Source organism: Paraburkholderia terricola (assembly GCF_003330825.1).
Classification (GTDB): Bacteria; Pseudomonadota; Gammaproteobacteria; order Burkholderiales; family Burkholderiaceae; genus Paraburkholderia; species Paraburkholderia terricola.
The window spans coordinates 1191127-1211056 of sequence record NZ_CP024942.1 but is presented as its reverse complement, the minus strand read 5'-3'; the positions used below and the strand labels follow the sequence as shown (position 1 = coordinate 1211056).

Sequence of the window (19930 nt, the reverse complement as noted above, 5' to 3'; positions counted from 1 at the left end):
GTTCCAGAAGCGGCACGGCGCTGAGCATCTCTCAAGAGCGCGCCGCGCCGCCGGTTACTGCTGCGAACCGGGCTCATCCAACGCCATCCTGAAGCCCACCACACCCGGATCCTCCGTCGGCGTCACGGTGAAGCCACTGGCTTTCGCCAACGCGATCATCGGCGTGTTCTCCCGCAGCGCCTCGCCCACCAGCCAATGGATGCCACGCACCCTTGCGTAGTTGACGATGCGGTCCATCAGCAATTGTCCAAGGCGCCGGCCTTTCTGGTCCGAGCGCACTGCAACCGCGAACTCCGCGGTTTCGTTATCGGGATCGGCAACCGCGCGCACCACGCCCAACGTCCGCGCGAAACCTTCGTCGGTTTGCACGGTGGCGATGAGCGCCATTTCGCGGTCGTAGTCGATCTGCGTCATGCGCGCGAGTTGCGAATGATCGAAGCTGCCCACCGCGCCGAAAAAACGCAGCCTCAAATCCTCGGGCGTCATCGCCTCGACGAAATCGTGATGCGCCGCCTCGTCTTCCGGGCGGATCGGCCGCACCGTCATGCGCACGCCTTGCCACTCCAACGTCTCCTCGAAGCGGCGCGGATACGGCACGATGGCGAGACGGCTGCGCGTCGACGCGATGCTGAGCGTCGGGGCAAGCACCGTGACGTGGTCGCGGAATACGCGCAGCGTCAGCGCAAGGCCGACGATTTCCTTGACGTCGCACACCGCCTGCGACAGCGCGGTGAGCGCGGCCAATACCGGCTCGGGTGCTACCAGCCGCGCATAAGGCGAGCGCGTGACGATGTCCCGCGCGAGTGTCGGATTGAGCGGCGGCAAACCGTAGACGCGCAGCGGCTCGGACACGCCGTCGGCCGACGGCGCCGTAAAACGGAACACCGGGCCGAAGTTGTCGTCGTCGTGAAGTTCGACGGTGATGTCGACAATGGAATTCGGCGCGGCGGCCGCCGCGCTTTCCGCCGCTTCCACGCGCAGCCCGAAGCGTTCGAGCAACTGCGCCGCCGCCTCGCCGGCGAGTCGATCCGCATTCGCGGCAAGCGCCGCGCGCGCCTGCGCCTGAGCGGCGTCGATCGCCTCGGGAATCCGCGCCGGCAGTCCCTCCGGCGTCTGCATCAGCAACTCGCGGCCCATCCGGTAGTCGACCAGACGGGCGAAGGCGCGCGCGAGCCGCTGTGGCGTCGTATGAACCGGAATGCCTTGCGCATGCAGCGCGTCGCGCGTCGCCGCGTCCACGCCGCCGAAGAAACATGCCAGCAAGCCGCGATACGCAAAGCGCTGATTCGCGATCAACGCCTGCGCGACCTCGCCGACCGGCGCGCCATGCGTCGACGCATGAACGACGAACGCCGTGCCCGCGCCGCGGTGGTCCGCGAGTATCTTTAGCGTGGTGCCGAAATGCTCGGGCCGCGCGTCGTCGCCGAGTCGCAGCGGATTGCCCGTCACCGCATACGGCAGCGCTTCGGCGAATGCCGCGTCGGCGGCGGCGGGCCATGCGGCGAGCGTGTCGCCTGCGGCGGCGAAGGCGTCGCAAGCGAGCGTCGCAAGGCCGCGGTCGCTCGTGATCAGCGTCGCCGTGGCGCCGGCCGCGACGCGGCCCACGCCGAGCGTCTCGATCTCGTCGAGCAGATCGTCGAGCGCGTCGACGCGCACCATGCCCGCGCGGCGGAATGCGGCGGTGTAGAGGCCGTCGGCGGGATCGGCACGGCCCGAGCGCAACGCCAGCACCGGCTTGTTACGCGCCGCCGCGCGCGCCGCCGACATGAACTTGCGCGCCGCGCGCACCGTATCCAGTTCGAGCAGAATCGCGCGCGTGCCGGGGTCGCTCGCCAGATAGTCGAGCACGTCGCCGGCGTCCACATCGGCCTCGCCGCCGAGCGCCACCGCATGCGAAAAACCGAGCCCGCGCGCGTGCGCCCAGCCGAGCACGGCATTGGTCAGCGCGTTCGATTGCGACACCCACGCGACGCCGCCCGCCTTGACCGTGCACGAAGGCGCGCCGAAATACGCGCGCAGCGCCGGCGACACCACGCCGAGGCTGCCCGGCCCGACGATGCGCAGCAGATTCGGCCGCGCCGCCGAAAGCGCGTGCCGCAGATGCAGCCGGTCGGCATCGCAACGCGCCTCGCCGACGATGATCGCCGCGCGCGTGCCGAGCCCGCCGAGCTTGTGGATGATGCCGGGCCACGTATCGGGCGGCGTGCAGATCAGCGCGACGGTGGGCGCTTGCGGCAGATCGCCGGTGTCGCCGAAAACCGGGTGGCCGCCGAGCGTTTCGTACTTCGGGTTGACCGGCCAGAGCGGGCCGCCAAAGCCGCCTTCCAGCACGCGCGACCACACCATCGCGCCGGTGCTGCCCGGCCGCTCGGACGCGCCGATCACGGCGACGGATTTGGGTCGGAACAAGGCATCGAGATTGCGAACGGTCACGGGCGCTCCGCGAATGGAGAGTGGCGCGCCGGAGGCAGGCGCATGTCTTCGTCAGGATAGGCGAAGTCGGCGGCTTGCGCGGGGGCTTCTCGAACCGCGGCTCATGCGAGATGCCAACGTCGTTGCCCGAAAGCGCTGGCGACAAACTCAGCGCGTAAAAAAACCGCGTCGATCGACGCGGTTCTCTGTTTCACCCCGTGCCGTTCGCCGATAAGCGCGCGGCCAGCGCGACCTACATCGCCTTCTTGAACGGCGCGCCCGAATGCTCGCGCAATTCGTTGAAGACGATTTTCGGCCACGCCTTCTGCGCGACTTCGATCTCCGACACGTGCGACGCGAGATAAGTCGGCGCATCGGATGCATCGAGCGCGATCCGCGCCGCGTATGAATCGGTGAAACGGCGCAGTTCGGCCGGGTCGTCGGAGGTCACCCAGCGCGACATCCGGTAACGCGCCGGCGCCATGCGCACGTCGACCTTGTATTCCGTCGACAAACGATGCGACACCACTTCGAACTGCAACTGACCCACCGCGCCGAGAATCATCAAGCCGCCCACTTCGGGACGAAACACCTGAATCGCGCCTTCCTCGCCGAGCTGCTTGAGCGCTTCGCCGAGTTGCTTGGCGCGCATCGGGTCGACCACTTCGACGGTCTGAAAAATTTCCGGCGCGAAGAACGGCAAGCCGACGAATTGCAACTGCTCGCCTTCGGTCAGCGTATCGCCGAGACTCAGCGTGCCGTGATTCGGGATACCGATGATGTCGCCGGGATACGCCTCGCTCACCGTCTCGCGGCGCTGCGACAGGAACGTCACCACGTTGTTGGCGCGGAACGTCTTGTTCGAACGCGTCACCTTGACGGCCATGCCGCGCTCAAAACGCCCCGAGCACACGCGGATGAACGCCACGCGGTCGCGGTGCGCCAGATCCATGTTCGCCTGCACCTTGAACACCACGCCGGTGAACTTCGGCTCGTCCGGCATCACCGGACGCTGCACGGTCATGCGCATCGAAGGCGGCGGCGCGAGGTCGACCAGCGCGTCGAGAATTTCCTTCACGCCGAAGTTGTTGATCGCCGAGCCGAACAGCACCGGCGACTGCTGGCCGGCGAGGAACTGCTCGCGATCGAAGTCGGGCGTGGCGCCCGTGATCAGATCGATCTCGTCCTTCGCCTTGATCCAGCTATGCCCGAAGCGGCGTTCGCCTTCCTCGTCGCTCAACGCTTGCAGCGTTTCGACCGCGCCGCCGGCGGTATCCTGCCCGGCGCGGAATACGCGCACCTGGTCGCGCTGGATGTCGTAGACGCCCTGGAATTCCTTGCCCATGCCGATCGGCCAGGTGAAAGGCACGGCGGCCACGCCCAGATGCTGCTCGATTTCGTCGAGCAGTTCGAGCGGCTCGCGCACTTCGCGGTCGAGCTTGTTGATGAAGGTGACGATCGGCGTCTTGCGGCTGCGGCACACTTCCAGCAGTTTCAGCGTTTGCGCTTCCACGCCGTTCGCGCCGTCGATCACCATCACGGCGGCGTCGACCGCCGTGAGCACGCGGTACGTGTCTTCGGAGAAGTCTTCGTGGCCCGGCGTATCGAGCAGGTTGATCACGGCGTCGCCGTACTCGAACTGCATCACCGAACTGGCGACGGAAATGCCGCGCTGCTTTTCGATCTCCATCCAGTCGGACGTCGCGTAACGGTTGCTCTTGCGGCCCTTCACGGTGCCGGCGATCTGGATCGCGCCCGAGAACAGCAGCAGCTTTTCAGTGAGCGTGGTTTTGCCCGCGTCCGGGTGGGAAATAACCGCGAACGTGCGGCGGCGTTTGAGTTCGGAGACTGACATCGGGCTGGCGGTCACGGATAGGGGTTCGGGCGGTCAACGGCTGCTGGTGCGGCCGCTCTGCCACGCGTTGCGCGGCGGCGCCGAACTGCGGAAGCCGGGTTGGAGACCCGCGTCACATGGCAACCCGGTTGCGTCGGAACAAGGTCACGAACGAGCGTTCGACAATACGGGAATCACCGGCGCAGAACAGCGCAGGGAACGAATGATACACGTCATGGGGAGAGGCGTTGGGAAATGCTGGCGCGCACGCGACCAGCACGAGCATGCCGGTCAACGACACGGTTTGACCTGAGCACAGGGTTCGGCGCGCTCGGGCAAAGGCAAAGGTGAGAGTTTTCGGGACTTGCGGCGGCGCACCTCGAATCGAGGCAAAAGGTGAACGCATCGAAGGTCCGCTCGCGCACCATCACCATGAAGTCCGGGAGTTGATCGAGCTTCGCGAAATCGCTGCGCACGTCATCGAACTATCGTCGATGCAATTTTTCGCGGAGCCTGGAAACGCCCGCTGGCAAAGGCTCGCGCGGATTTCACCGGACTTCGTGCCGTAGTGACGAGCGGCAGCATCCAAGGAATCACCAGCCGCATCGTTCGACAAAACCGGGGTCGCCCGAAGCAAAGTAGCCCCGCGTCAGCCGCTCCGGAAAACGCGCGGCTCGCGAGGCGATTTCAAACCAAAGGTGAGCGTTTTCGGGACCCGGCTCGCGGTGCGAAAAAATCCGCTCGCGGCCTCACTTCAGAACAATGGGCGCCCTCAGAACGAAGGCGCCATGCAGTACCGCGCTTCAGGCGTCGATCAGAAAGCGCTCGCGATTCTTGCCGGCGAGCCAGGCCGGCGAGCGGCCGCGGCCGCTCCACGTCTCGCCGGTTTTCGGATTGCGGTACTTGGCGGCCAGAGCCGGTTTGCGCGCCGGCGCACGCTTGACCGTGAAACCCAGTTCCTCGGCCGTGAGGTCGTATTCAGCCACCTTCTGTTTGATCTCGGCGATCGCCTGCGCGATTTCCTTTTCGCGGGCTGCCGCTACCTCCTTGTGGAGCTTTTCGAGCTGGGTAGTCAACTGTTTGTACGAGGCCATGACAGATGCTCCAATCGGTTTGACGAACTGCATGCTGTGCGCACACTAGCAGACGAAAAACGTGCCGGATAGCGAACCGCGCATTGCCGCCGTTCGATCCCTTGGCCCGGCCTGACGAACCCAATGTACTCAATCGTCAATTGCATCGTACACGCGGCGTTCGAAATCGACCGCCATTGGAAACGGTTCAACCGCGCGGCGCTGAATCAGCATCAAACCAATTAGCTCTTCCACAGGATCGGCGAACCAGCTCGTGCCGAACGCGCCCGGCCAGCCGAACGAGCCCATCGAACGATAGCCGTGCGGCAACTGCTGCGCGGGGTCGTCCACGATCGACAAGCCGAGCCCGAACCCCTGGCCGGCCCAGAGCACATGACCGAAGGCCGGAACGCGGCGCTGGTCGCGCGTGAGAAAGTTCGAGCGCATCAGATCGACCGAGCGATGCGACAGCAAACGCGTCGTGCCGACACGCCCGCGCCCAAGCAGCAGCTGCGCGAATTGCAGATAGTCTTGCGCCGTGGAAACGAGGCCGCCGCCACCGCTCTGGAAACGGTCAGGGTTGGCCCAGCGGCTCGACGAAGGATGATCCTCGACCACGCGCCGCCCCGTGCCCGGCTGGACGCCGTAAGCCGTCGCCAGCCGCGCGAGCTGCGCATCGGGCACCGAGAAACCGGTATCGCGCATGCCGAGCGGTTCGAAAATCCGCGTGCGGAAAAACTCGCCGAGCGACATGCTGCTCACACGCTCGATCAGCACGCCGAGCACGTCCGTGGCAATGCCGTAGTGCCAGCGCAAACCGGGCTGGAACATCAACGGCAGCCGCGCGATGTGAGCCAGCCACGCGTTGTTGCCGGCGCCCGCTTCGAGGCCGTTGAACGCGGCCGCATAAGCTTCGGCCAACGGCCCCTCGGCGGTGAAGTGATAGGCAAAGCCGGCGCGATGCGTAAGCAGATCGAGCACGGTAAGCGGCGCGCTCGCCGGATCGGTTTCGTCGAGCGGACCGGTGGGGTCGCGCAGCACGCGAGGCGCGGCGAGTTCGGGCAGCCACGTCGAGAGCGGTGTATCGAGCGCGAGCCGATCCTCCTCGATCAGCATCAGGATCGCGGCGCTCGTCACAGGTTTGGTCATCGACGCAATGCGGAACAGCGTGTCGCGCTCCATCGGCAGTTGCGAGGTTTCGTCGCGCCAGCCGAGCGGCTCGAAATAGCCGGTTTCGCCGCGCCGCCAAACCATCGACACCACGCCCGCCACTTCGCCCCGTTGCACGTAGCCCTGCATGGCGTTCGTCAGCGCCGTCAGCCGAGCCGCTGAAAATCCCGCTCGTCGCATGATTGTCCTGAATCGTTTCCACCGAAACCGTCGTTCGCCCGGACGGTATGCGCAGCGGCCCGCCGTGGCGAGCGCCTAGGCTTTTTGCCGCGCCTCCAGCGCCGAAAGGGCGGCGTTCAGACGCTTGAGCCGGCTGGCCTGCGCCGGCACGCGAACCGCGCCGGAAACCGAGTCGATCCGATTACGCCAATACGAAAGCGGGATGCGGTCTTCAGCCGAAAGATGCGAGATGACATGCTCAAGGTGTTCAATATCTTTTTCGAGTTGGTGGTGATTCATTGCTTTCCCCGGGATTCAGATCGAACTAATACAAAGCGTGAATCGAAGCATAAACCATGCCGCTGGTTATCTCGGCGACGCGAAAATATTTCTTAAATGCTATTTGCGGCGATGCTCAATCGGCAAATCTGTCCGACGCTAAAATCGCGAGCCGGCTGAAACAGAATACAGCGGCTAATCGCGCACTTCCGTTGGCTGCCGCACCGACTTGCGCACGGCCCATGCGAGCGCGCGCGCAGGCGCCGGAGGAAAGAAGGATAAACGAAAAGTTCCACTTTGAAATAATGCCCACTGCATGAATTGCCCGTCGACGGCATACATTGGCGTCCGTTTTATGACGGCCGCGCGTTTATGCCTGAAACAGAATTCATACCTTGCTCCAAACAGGGACAACATTTGTTTGGTTGAGAATAAATCTCAGCAATGGAAATGCCGCCGCCGCGGCTGGGCCGCGAACCAACGAAAGGCAATCTGCGAAAGCCGCCGTGCCGGCATGAAGCCGGCGTGCAGTCATTTCGCGCGACAGGCGTAAATCAGGCTAAGCGTGCCATTCTCAGTGGATTGACGCACGACGTCGAATGCACCGCCGCAGCTGGCGGTGGCCTGCTGCGCGCACGAGTCGGAGCGGGCCGGGCATTGAACCAGCGTGGTGGCGCGGCCATCGGACAGAAACAGCGGCGTGGGGCTGCTGCAACCGTTCAGCGCGGCGAGCGCGCTCACTGCCAGCGTCGCGCAAGCCCGGCGCGCGAATGAGGAAAGACTGCGCTTCATTGGAAACCCCGAAACATCTTGTTTTTCGATCACGCGATTGTGCCATGTGGCCATTACGCTGCGCTGACTCGATGTCGCGGGACTTCGTCACACCTCGATGCCGTATGCCGCGATCTTCTTGTAGAGGGTCGCGCGGCCCATGCCGATCTGCGTTGCCGTGTCGATCACGCGTCCGCCGTTGGCGCGCAAGGCGTCGCTCAGGAAGCGTTTCTCGAACGCCGCCATTGCGTCGCTCCATGACGCCGGTTCGGGCGCGCCCGTGGCCTCGTTCGCGGCGCGCGCAACAGAGACCGCCTCGGGCACGTAGGGACGGTGGCCGCCGCCCTGCGCGGAGCCGGCAAACGGCGCGAGCGCGCGCGCGTCGATCCGCTCGCTGTCGGCAAGCATCACGGCTCGCTCCAGCGTATTGCGCAATTCGCGCACGTTGCCGGGCCATGCGTACGAACACAGCAGCCGCAGCGCATCGTCCTGCAATTCGAAGTGACGGCCGCCGCGCGCCTGCATCGATAGCTCTTCGAGCATCGCGTAGGCCAGCGCCTCGATATCGGCGAGACGCTCGCGCAATGCGGGCGCGTGGATCGTCAGCACATTGAGCCGGTAAAACAGGTCCGCGCGAAAGCGCCCCGCCGCGACCAGCGCCGGCAGATCAGCCGACGTCGCGGCGATGATGCGCACGTCCGCGCGCACGATCCGGTTCGAGCCGAGCGGCTCGAACTCCTTGTCCTGCAACACGCGCAACAGCTTGCCCTGCAAAGGCAGGGGCATGTCGCCGATCTCGTCGAGAAACAGCGTGCCGCCGTTCGCCAGCTCGAACTTGCCGACGCGCCCTTTACGGTCCGCGCCGGTGTAGGCACCGGGCGCGGCGCCGAAGAATTCGACTTCGAGCAAACTATCCGGAATCGCCGCGACGTTGACGGTCACGAGCGGCTGATTGGCCCGCGCCGAGCCGCCGTGAATCGCATGCGCGAGCAACTCCTTGCCGGTGCCGGTTTCGCCCAGCAGCAGCACGGGCGATTCGAGTTGCGCCGCGCGGCGCGCCTGGCGCTTCACTTCGAGGCTCGCCGGGCTCGTGCCGACGAAACTGCCGAACGTATATTTGGCGCGCCGCGCCTGCGCGAGTGACTGACGCGTCGCGATCAGTTCCTGCTGCACGCGCGAGTAGTGGGAAAAAAGCGGTGTCAGCGCCTTGAGTTCGTCGAACAGCGCGAAGCCGACCGCGCCGACGGTTTGTCCCGCATCGTCCTTCAGCGGCAGACGCGTGACGACGAGCGGCTCGCGGTCGGTTTCGAGAATATCGAGCAGGATCGGCTTGCCGGTGGTCACGACTTCGCGCATCAGGCTGTTCGGAATCACCGCTTCGCAATCGCGGCCAATGGCCTGCTCGGGGTCGGCAAAACCGAAACGCGCCGCATAGCGCTTGTTGATCCAGACCACGCGCGCGTCCGCATCGACGATGAACGTGCCTTCGCTGAAATTTTCGAACGTGCGGAACAGCGAATCCATCGCGCGGCGCAGTACGTCGCCATAGGCGGCGGGAAGGCCCGCCCAGTCGTTCATCATCGTGTCGCTGTCTCCAGGTATCGTTCTATTGTGGCTGTCTCAATTCGGAGACGAGCTTATCTCATCCACGAGATCGCCAGCAAGCTTGTTGCATAAGGGTTTAACCTGTAATGCGCGTATGTTCAGCTGATTTGCGTCCCGATTTGGAGACGTTTGGGTACAATCGCCCGCAGCGCGTTTCGAACTTCGGCCGGCGGAATCACCAGGCGGGCCGCTGCGGCGTGTGTGGCATGGAACCTGCATTCCCACGCCGCCATGCCGTCGCCATCGGGACGGCGTACACGTAGAACAACCAAGCTTTGGAGACTCAATGTCCTTTGTTATCGTCCTCGCCGCGCTGGCGTTTCTGATGTTTGCCGCCTATCGCGGCTACAGCGTCATTCTGTTCGCGCCGGTCGCCGCGCTCGGCGCCGTTCTGCTGACCGACCCTTCCGCCGTCGCTCCGGTGTTCTCCGGCATCTTCATGGAGAAAATGGTCGGCTTCGTGAAGCTGTACTTCCCCGTGTTTCTGTTGGGCGCCGTGTTCGGCAAGGTCATCGAACTGTCGGGGTTCTCGGAGTCGATCGTGGCCGCCGCGATCCGCTATATCGGCCGCTCGCGCGCCAATGCGGTGATCGTCGCGGTGTGCGCGCTGCTCACCTACGGCGGCGTCTCGCTGTTCGTGGTGGTGTTCGCGGTGTATCCGTTCGCCGCCGAACTCTACCGTCAGAGCAACATTCCGAAGCGCCTGATGCCTGGCGCGATCGCGCTCGGCGCGTTCTCGTTCACGATGGATTCGCTGCCGGGCACGCCGCAGATCCAGAACATCATCCCCACCACGTTCTTCAAGACCACCTCGTGGGCCGCGCCCGCGCTCGGCGTGATCGGTTCGCTGTTCATCATCGTGGTGGGCCTTTCGTATCTGGAGTGGCGCCGCCGCGCGGCGATGGCGGCCGGCGAAGGTTACGGCACGGAACTCGTCAACGAGCCGGAGCGCGTCGAATCGAAGCAATTGCCGCATCCGCTGCTGGCGCTCGCGCCGCTGGTGCTGGTCGGCGTCGCGAACTTCCTGCTGACCCGCTGGATTCCGAACTGGTACGGCGCGTCGTACTCGGTTCCGCCGGAAATCCTGCCGGGCGTGCATGCACCCATCACGACGACGATCAAGAGCGTGGTCGCGATCTGGGCCGTCGAAGGCGCGCTGCTGCTCGGCATCGTCATGGTCGTGGCGACGGCGTTCGGCCGCGTGCGCGAGCGTTTCGCGATCGGCACCAAGGCCGCGGTGGCGGGCGCGCTGCTGGCTTCGTTGAATACCGCGTCGGAGTACGGCTTCGGCGGGGTGATCGCGGCCTTGCCGGGCTTTCTGGTGGTTAGCGACGCGTTGAAGAGCATTCCCAATCCGCTCGTCAACGCAGCGGTGTCGGTGAGTTCGCTGGCGGGTATCACGGGTTCGGCGTCGGGCGGCATGAGCATCGCGCTCGCGGCCATGTCCGACGTGTTCATCAAGGGCGCGGAAGCCGCGCATATCCCGATGGAAGTGCTGCACCGGGTCGTCGCAATGGCGAGCGGCGGCATGGACACGCTGCCGCACAACGGCGCGGTCATCACGCTGCTGGCGGTGACGGGCTTGACGCACCGTCAGTCGTATCGCGACATCTTCGCGGTGACGGTGATCAAGACGCTGGCGGTGTTCTTCGTGATCGCGGTTTATTACCTGACCGGACTGGTTTGAGCGGACATGCGTGGCCGCGGCGTGAAGGCGGGGCAAAGTAACGGCGTCAGGAGTTTTGATCGGTTACTTTGTCACCCTGCTTTCTCAACCCAACCGGCGCGCATTGCATGAGCTCAACCCCCGCTTTCTGGATGATCCCCGCGGCACCGACTCCGGTCGGTCCGTTTTCCCATGCCACCGAAGCCGACGGCTGGGTATTCCTCACCGGCCAGATGCCGACCTGGCCGACCGACGACACCGCCCCGCTGCCCGACGGCGTCGTCGCCCAGACCCGGCGCGTGATGGACAACCTCGTGCTGGTCCTCGAAGGACTCGGCCTCGGTCTGCCGAACGTGGTTGCCGCGCGCATCTTCCTGACCGAGTTCAAGCGCGACTACGCGGCCATGAACGACACCTACCGCGCCTATTTCCCCGCCGACGCGCTGCCCGCGCGAACCTGCATCGGCGTCACGGCGTTGGCGCGCGACGCGCTGGTCGAGATCGACTTCATCGCCAGGCGACCGGCCTGATCGGCCATCCGCCCCGCATAAAACAACCCTGCGTTAACGGCGCACGGCGGTATAAACCTGAGTGGTTTACTGGGAAACCCTCAAGCGCGCGAGGTTAATTGTCGTTATTGCTGGCAAGACGTAAGCACCACGCTCACCTCCTCGGTGAGCACCAGCAAGGAAAGCCATGCGCAATAACCAGCCTGTCACCGGGCACGAGTACGAATACCCCTCGTCGCAAATGCTCGTTTCCGCGACCGACCTCACCGGCCGCATCCAGTATTGCAATCCCGCCTTCATGGCCGTCTCGGGCTTCACGCGCGACGAGCTGATCGGTCAACCGCATAACCTGATCCGTCATCCGGACATGCCGCGCGAAGCCTTCGCCGACCTGTGGACGACGATCCGCGACGGCCGTCCGTGGACCGCCCTCGTCAAGAACCGCCGCAAGAACGGCGACCATTACTGGGTCAAGGCAAACGTCACGCCGGTCGTGGAGAAAGGCGCCGTGGTCGGCTATCTCAGCGTGCGCGTGAAGCCGGAGCGCGACGCGGTGCGCGCCGCCGAGGCGCTGTATGCGCGCATGCGCGGCGGCGAGTCGCCTGGCGTGAAGTTGCGTCGCGGCGTGGTGGTGCGCACCGGCCTGGCCGGACGTTTGCAGGCGCTGATGCGTCTGCCGGTCGCCACGCGCGCGGCGGCCGGCTATGCGGTCACGCCGCTGGCGCTGCTGCTGACCGGCCTCGCGGCCTGGCAAGGCGCGCCGCCCGCGCCGTTCTGGCTCGCGTTCGGCGTCACGACGGCGCTCAGTATCGTGTCGTGGCGGTTGCTGGACCGGCAACTCGCCGCGCCGATCCGCGACGTGTCCGGTTTCGCGACCCGTATCGCCGCCGGCGATCTGACGGCCGATCTGGAGATCGCGCGTCATGACGACCTCGGCGAGGTGATGCAGGCCTTGAACCAGTTGAAGGCGAATCTCGCGGCGATCGTCTACGACGTGCGCGCGCAGATCACCGGCATGCTCGAGAACGCGCGCGAGATTTCCAGCGGCAATGTCGATCTCGCGCGCCGCACCGAATTGCAGGCGGCCTCGCTGGAGGAAACCGCCGCCACCATGGAAGAGTTGACCACCACCGTGCAGGCCAATGCCGACGCCAGCGTGCGCGCGCTCGATCTGGCAAAGGAGGCGCAAGCGGCGGCCGCCGTCGGCGGCAAGATCGCGGGCCAGGTCGAGCAGACGATGGCCGGCATCACCGCGGCGTCGAGGCGCATTGCGGACATCACGGGCGTAATCGACGGCATCGCATTCCAGACTAATATTCTGGCGCTGAATGCCGCCGTCGAAGCAGCGCGCGCGGGCGAGGCGGGCCGCTCGTTCGCGGTCGTCGCGGGCGAGGTGCGCACGCTCGCGCAACGTTGCGCGGCGTCGTCGAAGGAAATCAAATCGGTGGTCGAGGCAAGCGCGACCGAAATGGCGGCGGGCACCGAACTGGTTGCTCGCACCACGTCGCAAATGCGTGTGATCGACGAGGCGGTAAGCCGCGTGTCGTCGATCATCGTGGAAGTGGCGAATGCGAGTAGCGAACAGGCTGAAGGCATCCGCCAGGTGAATCAGGCGGTCTCGCATCTGGACGGCGCCACGCAGCAGAATGCGGCGCTCGTCGAGCAGGCCGCGGCCACCGCGCAGCGCCTCGCGGAACAGGCCGACGTGCTCGATGAAGCGGTGCGTCTATTCACCGTCGCCGAGGCAGCGCCCGCGCAACGCGCCGCCACGCCGAAGCGTCAAGCGCTCGCGTCGAACGGGACACACAAGCCCGCGCCCGGAATCGCACGCGATGCGGAGCGAGCCGAAGCCACATTGGTCTGATAGATCGGCATTAGTCCCATCTCGACAGGGGGGTAGCGACGCCTCAGGATTGACCCGTCAGCGCCCAATTTGCAACGGGCCGGCTGACCCGAGTAACAACGGCGTTTAACGGCCCGTCCCATTCCGGACGGGCTATTTTTTTGCCACGTCGCGGCGCCTGCCGTAATCGTTGAAGTTCGGCTTTGCCGGCAGGCCAGGCGGCGAGGCTAGTGGTGAGGGAATACGGGAGCCGTCGGCCGCGGATCGCCGCGCGATGCTACGCTACGCAGGCAGCGCTTCGAGCCACCTTCGAGCCACATGCGCCACGCGCGCACAGGGTTGCACGGAGCGCGAACCTTCCACCGATCCCCGTAACAGGAGGCCGACGTGACCCCATCCGACGCTCCGGCAACCAACCTGCTGTCCGCGCACTTCGCCGACATGGCGCGCAACAACGCGTGGTCGAATTTGCGCCTTTACCGCGCTTGTCTCACCTTGACTGACCAGGCGTTCGCCGAACACCGGGTGAGTTTCTTCCCGTCGCTGCAACTCACGTTGAATCACATTCTTCTGGTGGACCGGTATTACTTCGATGCGCTCGTCGACGGCGGCGAGGGCCTCACCATTTTCGACAACGAACTGCCCTATCCTCGCGCAGCCGAGCTGTGGGATGCACAAGCGCGAAGCGACCAGCAACTGCTGGCTTTTTGCGAATCGCTTCGCGACGAGGATTTGCACCGCGAAGTGCGCATCGATCGCGGACCAGCGGTCGGCGTGCAGCGCGAGAAAATCGGCGGCGTGCTGCCGCATGTTTTCGTCCACCAGATTCATCATCGCGGGCAAGTCCACGCGATGTTGAGCGGCACGACGGCCGCGCCGCCGCAACTCGACGAGTTTTTCCTCGCTGCCGACGCGCCGTTGCGCGTCGCCGAATTGCGCGATCTGAACAGCATGCGTGAGTCTGCATGAGTCGCAACGCATACCCCGATAGACCCGCCTGCGCCTAACCGAAGCGCGCGTCATGCGCATGACAGCCGGGCAGAACGATTGCACCGCCGAGGGGCACGAAAAATGCGTCCGCCTCTCGCGGGAGTCGCGTTAAACTGGTTGTCACAGCCGCATGTCACCTCTCCCGCTGCCCGGCGAGCCGCGCCAGCCAACGCGCTGCGCACGGCGCAAGGGCGGCGTCACGGCAAGCGGCAAATGAACGGGCGCACGAGCAAGCGTGAACATGGCGCGACAGACGGCGCGCTATCCTGCCCGTACAATGATTCGATCAACAACGGAACAAGGACAACTTCGATGCGCACTACCGGGTCCTCCGGGTCAATGGCCCTGCTCACCGAATACGACGACGCAACGGCGCGCGAACTCCGCTCGCTGCGCCTCGAATCGACAGAAGACGGCAAAGGCATTCTTCTGGTCGAAGTCGACGAGCGCAAGCCTGGCATTCATCGTGAAGTGCGCTATGAAATCACGCCCGCCGAGTTGATTGCCGCGATTCGCGCGCATGGCGCCGAATTACCCGGCGAACAGCATAATCATCGTCAATGAGTTTGGGAGCGCGCGGCGTTCGCGCGCGAGCGCCTCATGGCCTGATGCCGTATGTCGTGCGTTGCAGGCAGTACGCCGCATGCGGCATGAGTGTCGCCGCCCGAGTCGAGCGCGGTAACAAGTCGTCAACGCACTCGTGCTTTTATTTCCGCCACTTGCATCGCGCGCCGGCGTCAATCCTTTTACTTGTTTTGCTCGCGCTTCGAATCCACGCTTCTAGTTGCTTCGGCAACACCGCGATAGCGCTTTCACCCCACGAATAACGGGCATCGTTTCAGAGCGTTTGCACGCCTTGAAAATGCGTCCATAATTCCTGAATTCTCCCTTTGCATTCCCTACCTGCGCCGCTCCCGAAAGGGCTGCGGATGTAAGCCGATGCTACATGACCTCGTCGAGCAATACGGGCCGGCGCTCATTTTCGTCAACGTGCTGGCCGCCTCCCTCGGGTTGCCGGTGCCGGCGATGCCGTCGCTCGTGCTGTTCGGCGCGATGGCGGCCATGCATCCCGGCTCGGTGGGCACGCAGTTGATGCCGGTCCTCATCCTGTCGATCTTCGCCACGCTGATCGGCGACAGCGCGTGGTATCTCGCCGGCCGCGTGTACGGCGGCAACACGCTGAAGGCGATCTGCCGCCTGTCGCTCTCGCGTGACACCTGCGTGAAGAAGACCGAGCGCTTTTTCGGCCGCTGGGGTGTGCGCGTGCTGGCCGTGGCGAAGTTCGTCCCCGGCCTCGCGATCGTGTCGATTCCGATGGCCGGCGCAATGGGCACCCGCTATCGCACGTTTCTCACTTACGACAGCATCGGCGCCGCGCTGTGGTCCGGCACGGGTCTGATCATCGGCGCATTGTTCGCCGAGCAGATCGACATGCTGTTCGCCGCCGCCGGGCGCCTCGGCCGAACGGCGGGCCTCGTGGCCGTCGCGTTGCTGCTGCTGTACGGGACTTATCGGTGGGTGCGCCGGCGTCAGTTGATTTCGAAGCTCGCGTCCGCACGCATGGAAATCGACGAGCTGGCCTCGCTGGTTGCGGCGGGCAACACGCCGGTGCTGTTCGACATCCGTTCGCACGAAAAGCGCAAACTCGATCCGTTCGTGATTCCGGGCTCGCAATTCGCCGACGAACGGCAGCTCGAAGCGATCATCGCGGCCTATCCGCGCGATCAGAAGATGGTGATCTACTGTTCGTGCCCGAACGAGATTTCTGCGGCATGGATGGCCAAGCAGTTGAACGGAGCCGGCTTCTCCGACGTGCTGCCGCTGCGCGGCGGCATGGAAGCCTGGCGCGACTCGGGCAAGCCGGTTGAAGCGCTGGCCCACGTGCCGCCGCCCGAAGTGGCGGTCGAGGACGTCGCGCCCAAGGCCGTGTAGCGCGGCGGCGCATCCGCATTTTCGCGCGCTCGGCGCGCCGCGCCGCTTGATCCCGTTCGACCAATCAAATGAACTCCCGTAGGAGCGGTTCAATGCTTTCGACTCAAGAAGCTGAAGGGCAACAGCAGGCGGTCGTCGCCGATGCGCCGTTTTCGTCGCTCTCCACCCGCACGCACCAGATGTATCCCACGCTCACGGCCGCGGAAATCGATCGCCTGCGCCGGTTCGGCGAAGTGGGTCACTGGGAAACCGGTGAACTGCTGTTCGAAACGGGCCGGCCCGGTCCCGGCATGTTCGTGCTGCTGGAAGGACGCGTGAAGATCTATCAGCGCGACGGCATCGGGCGCGAACTGCTGATCGGCGAGCATGGCGCCGGGCGTTTTCTTGCCGAGGTCGGCCAGTTGTCGGGGCGGCCCGCGCTGGTCAACGCCATGGCGCTTTCCGCGGTGGACGCGCTGCTGATTCCGCCGGAAGGGCTGCGCGCGCTGATCGTCGCCGAAGCGGAACTCGGCGAGCGCATCATGCGCGCGCTGATCCTGCGGCGCGTGGGGCTGATCGAAAAAGGCGCGGGCGGCCCGATCCTGATCGGCAACAGCACCGACCCGCGGCTCGTCATGCTGCAAGGCTTCCTGTCGCGCAACGGGCATCCCCATTCCGTCATCGACGAGCGCGATGAAGACGCGCTGCATCTGATCGAGCAATTCGCCGCGCGCAAGGAAGACATGCCGCTGGCGATTTGCCCGGACGGCTCGGTGCTGCATCATCCGAGCATGCCGGAACTCGCCACCTGCCTGGGCTTGCTGCCCGATCTCGACGATTCTCACGTGTACGACGTCGCGATCGTCGGCGCCGGACCGGCCGGCCTCGCCACCGCCGTGTACGCCGCGTCCGAGGGACTGTCGGTGATCGTGCTAGACAGCCGCGCGCCGGGCGGCCAGGCGGGCGCCAGTTCGCGGATCGAAAACTACCTCGGCTTTCCGACCGGCATCTCCGGCCAGGCGTTGGCGGGCCGCGCGTTCGTGCAGGCGCAGAAGTTCGGCGCGCATGTCGCGATTCCGGTTCACGTGAAGGCGCTGCGCTGCGAGCAGTCGCCGTATCAGCTCGAACTGAAGTGCGGCGGCCATATCACGGCCCGCGCCATCGTGATCGCAAGCGGCGCGGTCTATCGGCGGCCCACGCTCGAGGGGCTCGACCGCTTCGAAGGGCGCGGCGTCTATTACTGGGCGTCGCCGGTCGAAGCCAAGCTGTGCAAGCGCCAGGACGTCGTGCTGGTGGGCGGCGGCAATTCGGCCGGCCAGGCGATCGTCTATCTGGCGACGCACGCGGCCAATGTGCACGTGCTGATTCGCCGGAGCGGCTTTGAGGCCACCATGTCGCGCTATCTGATCGACCGCATCCGCTCGCTGCCGAATGTGTTCGTGCATCCGAACTCGGAGATCGGCCGGCTGGCGGCGGACGACAGCGGGCTCGCGTCGGTGAGTCTGAAACGGCCTTTGCCGGACGGCACCGATCATTTCGACACGCGGCATCTGTTCCTCTTCACCGGCGCGGACCCGAATACCGACTGGCTGCGCACCTGCGGCGTGAAGCTGGATGAAAAGGGCTTCGTGATCACGGGCACCGGCCGGGACGGCGCGTCCGTCTGCGATCTCGCCACGACGGTCGACGGTGTGTACGCGATCGGCGACGCGCGCGCGGGGTCGACGAAGCGTGTGGCGGCCGCCGTCGGAGAAGGGGCGGCCGTGGTTGCGCAGATCCATCAGATGCTGGCGGCGTCGGCCGGGGAAGCGGTGGCCTTGGGGGCCTGAGCGGCACGCCGCGGGTAAGGCAATGAACTGGCGGGTAACGGCCCGGTTATCGACGGGGTTACTGCCTGGGTTACTGCCTGTTACACACGCGTTCAACTGGTAGCACCTGCTTCTCTTTCTACTTCGTAAGATTGTCGTTAGCCATTCGACAGCGAATGGCCCGCTCTTTCGGAACAGGAGACAAGCCATGCTCAAACGCGCAATCGTATTTGCCGCCCTCGGCCTCGCGGCCGCCGGCGCGTCGACTGCCGCCCTGGCCGGCGTGGACGTGGGCGTGTTCGTCAATACGCCCGGACCCATGTATGCGCCGCCGCCGGTGATCTACGCGCCGCCGCCGCCGGTGGTCTACTCGCCGCCCGTCGTCTACGCGCCTCAGCCGGTTTATAGCTACGGCGACGGCCACGGGTATCGGGGCGATTACTACCGCGAGCGCCGCTGGCATCATGACCACGGTCATCATCGCGGCTGGGATAAGCATGGGCGGGGCTGGTAACGCGTCTATCGCGTTGCCCCGCGGTTGGCCGGGTTTGCTTGATCCTCGCGCCGGTTCATCTGCGGTAATTCACGCTAAAGTAGCGGCTGCCGACCCATGCCGGACCCTGTGTCCGCTCCCCTCGCCGTCACTCACTGACCACAATCCGCGTGAAGATGCTTCCGCTATCCGCAGCACGCACCCTGCATCTGGCCGCGCAAGGCTTGCTGACGCCGCCGCGCCGCAAGGCCGCCAAGGCCGATGTGCTCGACGCCATCCGCCGCATGACGCAACTGCAGATCGACACGATTCACGTCGTCGCGCGCAGTCCCTACCTCGTGCTGTTCAGCCGGCTCGGCGCGTATCCGCAGCAATGGCTCGACGAGCATCTCGCCGAGGGCAAGCTGTTCGAATACTGGTCGCACGAAGCCTGTTTCGTGCCGGTCGAGGATTACGGCCTGCTGCGTCACCGCATGCTCGACCCGAGCGGCATGGGCTGGAAATACGCGGCCGAGTGGCACAAGAAGCATCGCAAGGACATCGAGAAGCTGCTCGCGCATATCCGCGCGACCGGTCCCGTGCGTTCGGCGGATTTCGCCCGCGAAGCCGGCAAGAGCAACGGCTGGTGGGACTGGAAACCGGAAAAGCGTCACCTGGAAGTGCTGTTCGCGATCGGACAATTGATGGTCGCGGAGCGGCGCAATTTTCATCGCGTCTACGATCTGACCGAGCGCGTGTTGCCGGACTGGGACGACGCGCGCGATCTGCCGCCGGCGCACACCGTGACCGAGGAAGCGCTACGCCGCACCTGCCGCGCGCTCGGCGTCGCGCGCGCCGATTGGGTCGCCGATTACTACCGGCTGCCGCGCCGCCCGTATCGGGACGAACTGCATGCGCTCGCCGACGCCGGCGAGTTGATCCCGGTGAAAGTGGACGGCTGGAAGCAGGACACGTTCGTCCATCACGAGTTCGCCGCGATGCTCGACGACGCCGCGAGCGGCAAGCTCGCTTCCACGGTCACCACGGTGCTGTCGCCCTTCGATCCGGTGGTGTGGGACCGCAAGCGCGCCGCCGCGCTGTTCGACTTCGACTACGCGATCGAATGCTATACGCCCGCCGCGAAGCGCAAATACGGTTACTTCGTATTGCCGCTGCTGAGCCGGGGACGCCTGGTCGGCCGCGTGGATGCGAAGGCGCATCGCACGCAAGGCGTGTTCGAACTGAAGTCGCTGCACGTCGAACCGGGCGTGCGCGCGAGTGCGCGTCTCGCCGCCGATCTGCGCCGCGCGTTGCAGCGTTGCGCCGACTGGCACGGCACGCCGCAACTTCAAATCACGTCCGCGCCGCCGGAGTGGCTAGCGGCGCTAAGCGCGGACAGCGGCGCGCCAGCCTGAGCGGACGGCAACG

General features: G+C 65.3%; 18 protein-coding genes. 10 read left to right on the top strand and 8 right to left on the bottom strand.

Annotated features, from left to right (window positions below):
* Positions 1–54 precede the first annotated feature (54 nt).
* The 6 genes from CUJ90_RS24015 to CUJ90_RS23995 form a co-directional block, all read right to left on the bottom strand.
* Positions 55–2433: a GNAT family N-acetyltransferase gene (locus CUJ90_RS24015; protein WP_114164073.1), complete on the bottom strand. Its 2379-nt coding sequence runs from the start codon at positions 2431–2433 to the stop codon at positions 55–57.
* Positions 2434–2665: 232 nt separating this feature from the next.
* Entirely contained in the window at positions 2666–4267 is a 1602-nt protein-coding gene (locus CUJ90_RS24010; RefSeq protein ID WP_073431299.1) for a peptide chain release factor 3, read from the bottom strand.
* A gap of 112 nt (positions 4268–4379) precedes the next feature.
* On the bottom strand, positions 4380–4652 hold the full coding sequence (locus CUJ90_RS32505) for a hypothetical protein (protein WP_143326528.1): 273 nt from the start codon (positions 4650–4652) through the stop codon (positions 4380–4382).
* A gap of 397 nt (positions 4653–5049) precedes the next feature.
* Positions 5050–5340 (bottom strand): H-NS histone family protein, encoded by a 291-nt coding sequence (locus CUJ90_RS24005; RefSeq protein ID WP_073431298.1) that lies wholly within the window; start codon positions 5338–5340, stop codon positions 5050–5052.
* A 129-nt stretch (positions 5341–5469) separates the two neighbouring features.
* Positions 5470–6669 (bottom strand): serine hydrolase domain-containing protein, encoded by a 1200-nt coding sequence (locus CUJ90_RS24000; protein ID WP_083081826.1) that lies wholly within the window; start codon positions 6667–6669, stop codon positions 5470–5472.
* 75 nt (positions 6670–6744) lie between these two features.
* Positions 6745–6948 (bottom strand): hypothetical protein, encoded by a 204-nt coding sequence (locus CUJ90_RS23995; RefSeq protein ID WP_073429596.1) that lies wholly within the window; start codon positions 6946–6948, stop codon positions 6745–6747.
* Positions 6949–7004: 56 nt separating this feature from the next.
* Here CUJ90_RS23995 and CUJ90_RS32500 point away from each other — a divergent pair, with 56 nt between their 5' ends.
* Positions 7005–7247: a hypothetical protein gene (locus CUJ90_RS32500; protein ID WP_143326529.1), complete on the top strand. Its 243-nt coding sequence runs from the start codon at positions 7005–7007 to the stop codon at positions 7245–7247.
* Positions 7248–7458: 211 nt separating this feature from the next.
* Here CUJ90_RS32500 and CUJ90_RS23990 read toward each other — a convergent pair whose 3' ends face one another.
* Together CUJ90_RS23990 and CUJ90_RS23985 are read right to left on the bottom strand one after the other, a co-directional pair.
* On the bottom strand, positions 7459–7719 hold the full coding sequence (locus tag CUJ90_RS23990) for a YgdI/YgdR family lipoprotein (RefSeq protein ID WP_083083017.1): 261 nt from the start codon (positions 7717–7719) through the stop codon (positions 7459–7461).
* 87 nt (positions 7720–7806) lie between these two features.
* Positions 7807–9279, bottom strand: coding sequence for a sigma-54 interaction domain-containing protein (locus CUJ90_RS23985; RefSeq protein WP_114164072.1), 1473 nt, complete (start codon positions 9277–9279; stop codon positions 7807–7809).
* A gap of 310 nt (positions 9280–9589) precedes the next feature.
* On the opposite strand from CUJ90_RS23985, the gene CUJ90_RS23980 reads away from it, so the two are divergent.
* From CUJ90_RS23980 to CUJ90_RS23940, 9 genes are all read left to right on the top strand, one after another.
* Positions 9590–10990: a GntP family permease gene (locus tag CUJ90_RS23980; RefSeq protein WP_114164071.1), complete on the top strand. Its 1401-nt coding sequence runs from the start codon at positions 9590–9592 to the stop codon at positions 10988–10990.
* Positions 10991–11097: 107 nt separating this feature from the next.
* Positions 11098–11499 carry a RidA family protein gene (locus CUJ90_RS23975; protein ID WP_114164070.1) on the top strand — a complete coding sequence of 134 codons (402 nt, stop codon included), beginning with the start codon at positions 11098–11100 and terminating at the stop codon, positions 11497–11499.
* Between the two features lie 166 nt (positions 11500–11665).
* Positions 11666–13342 carry a methyl-accepting chemotaxis protein gene (locus CUJ90_RS23970; RefSeq protein ID WP_114164069.1) on the top strand — a complete coding sequence of 559 codons (1677 nt, stop codon included), beginning with the start codon at positions 11666–11668 and terminating at the stop codon, positions 13340–13342.
* A gap of 366 nt (positions 13343–13708) precedes the next feature.
* A complete protein-coding gene (locus CUJ90_RS23965) occupies positions 13709–14290 on the top strand; it encodes a DinB family protein (protein ID WP_083081830.1) in 582 nt (193 codons plus the stop codon).
* 333 nt (positions 14291–14623) lie between these two features.
* Positions 14624–14875 (top strand): hypothetical protein, encoded by a 252-nt coding sequence (locus tag CUJ90_RS23960; RefSeq protein ID WP_035560791.1) that lies wholly within the window; start codon positions 14624–14626, stop codon positions 14873–14875.
* A gap of 375 nt (positions 14876–15250) precedes the next feature.
* Positions 15251–16243 carry a DedA family protein/thiosulfate sulfurtransferase GlpE gene (locus CUJ90_RS23955; RefSeq protein WP_073429602.1) on the top strand — a complete coding sequence of 331 codons (993 nt, stop codon included), beginning with the start codon at positions 15251–15253 and terminating at the stop codon, positions 16241–16243.
* A 92-nt stretch (positions 16244–16335) separates the two neighbouring features.
* Positions 16336–18051 (top strand): FAD-dependent oxidoreductase, encoded by a 1716-nt coding sequence (locus CUJ90_RS23950; RefSeq protein WP_073429603.1) that lies wholly within the window; start codon positions 16336–16338, stop codon positions 18049–18051.
* A gap of 187 nt (positions 18052–18238) precedes the next feature.
* Complete coding sequence (locus CUJ90_RS23945) at positions 18239–18544, top strand: hypothetical protein (RefSeq protein WP_073429604.1); 306 nt, start codon at positions 18239–18241, stop codon at positions 18542–18544.
* A gap of 149 nt (positions 18545–18693) precedes the next feature.
* Positions 18694–19917, top strand: a complete 1224-nt coding sequence (locus tag CUJ90_RS23940; RefSeq protein ID WP_114164068.1) for a winged helix-turn-helix domain-containing protein — start codon at positions 18694–18696, stop codon at positions 19915–19917.
* Positions 19918–19930 lie beyond the last annotated feature (13 nt).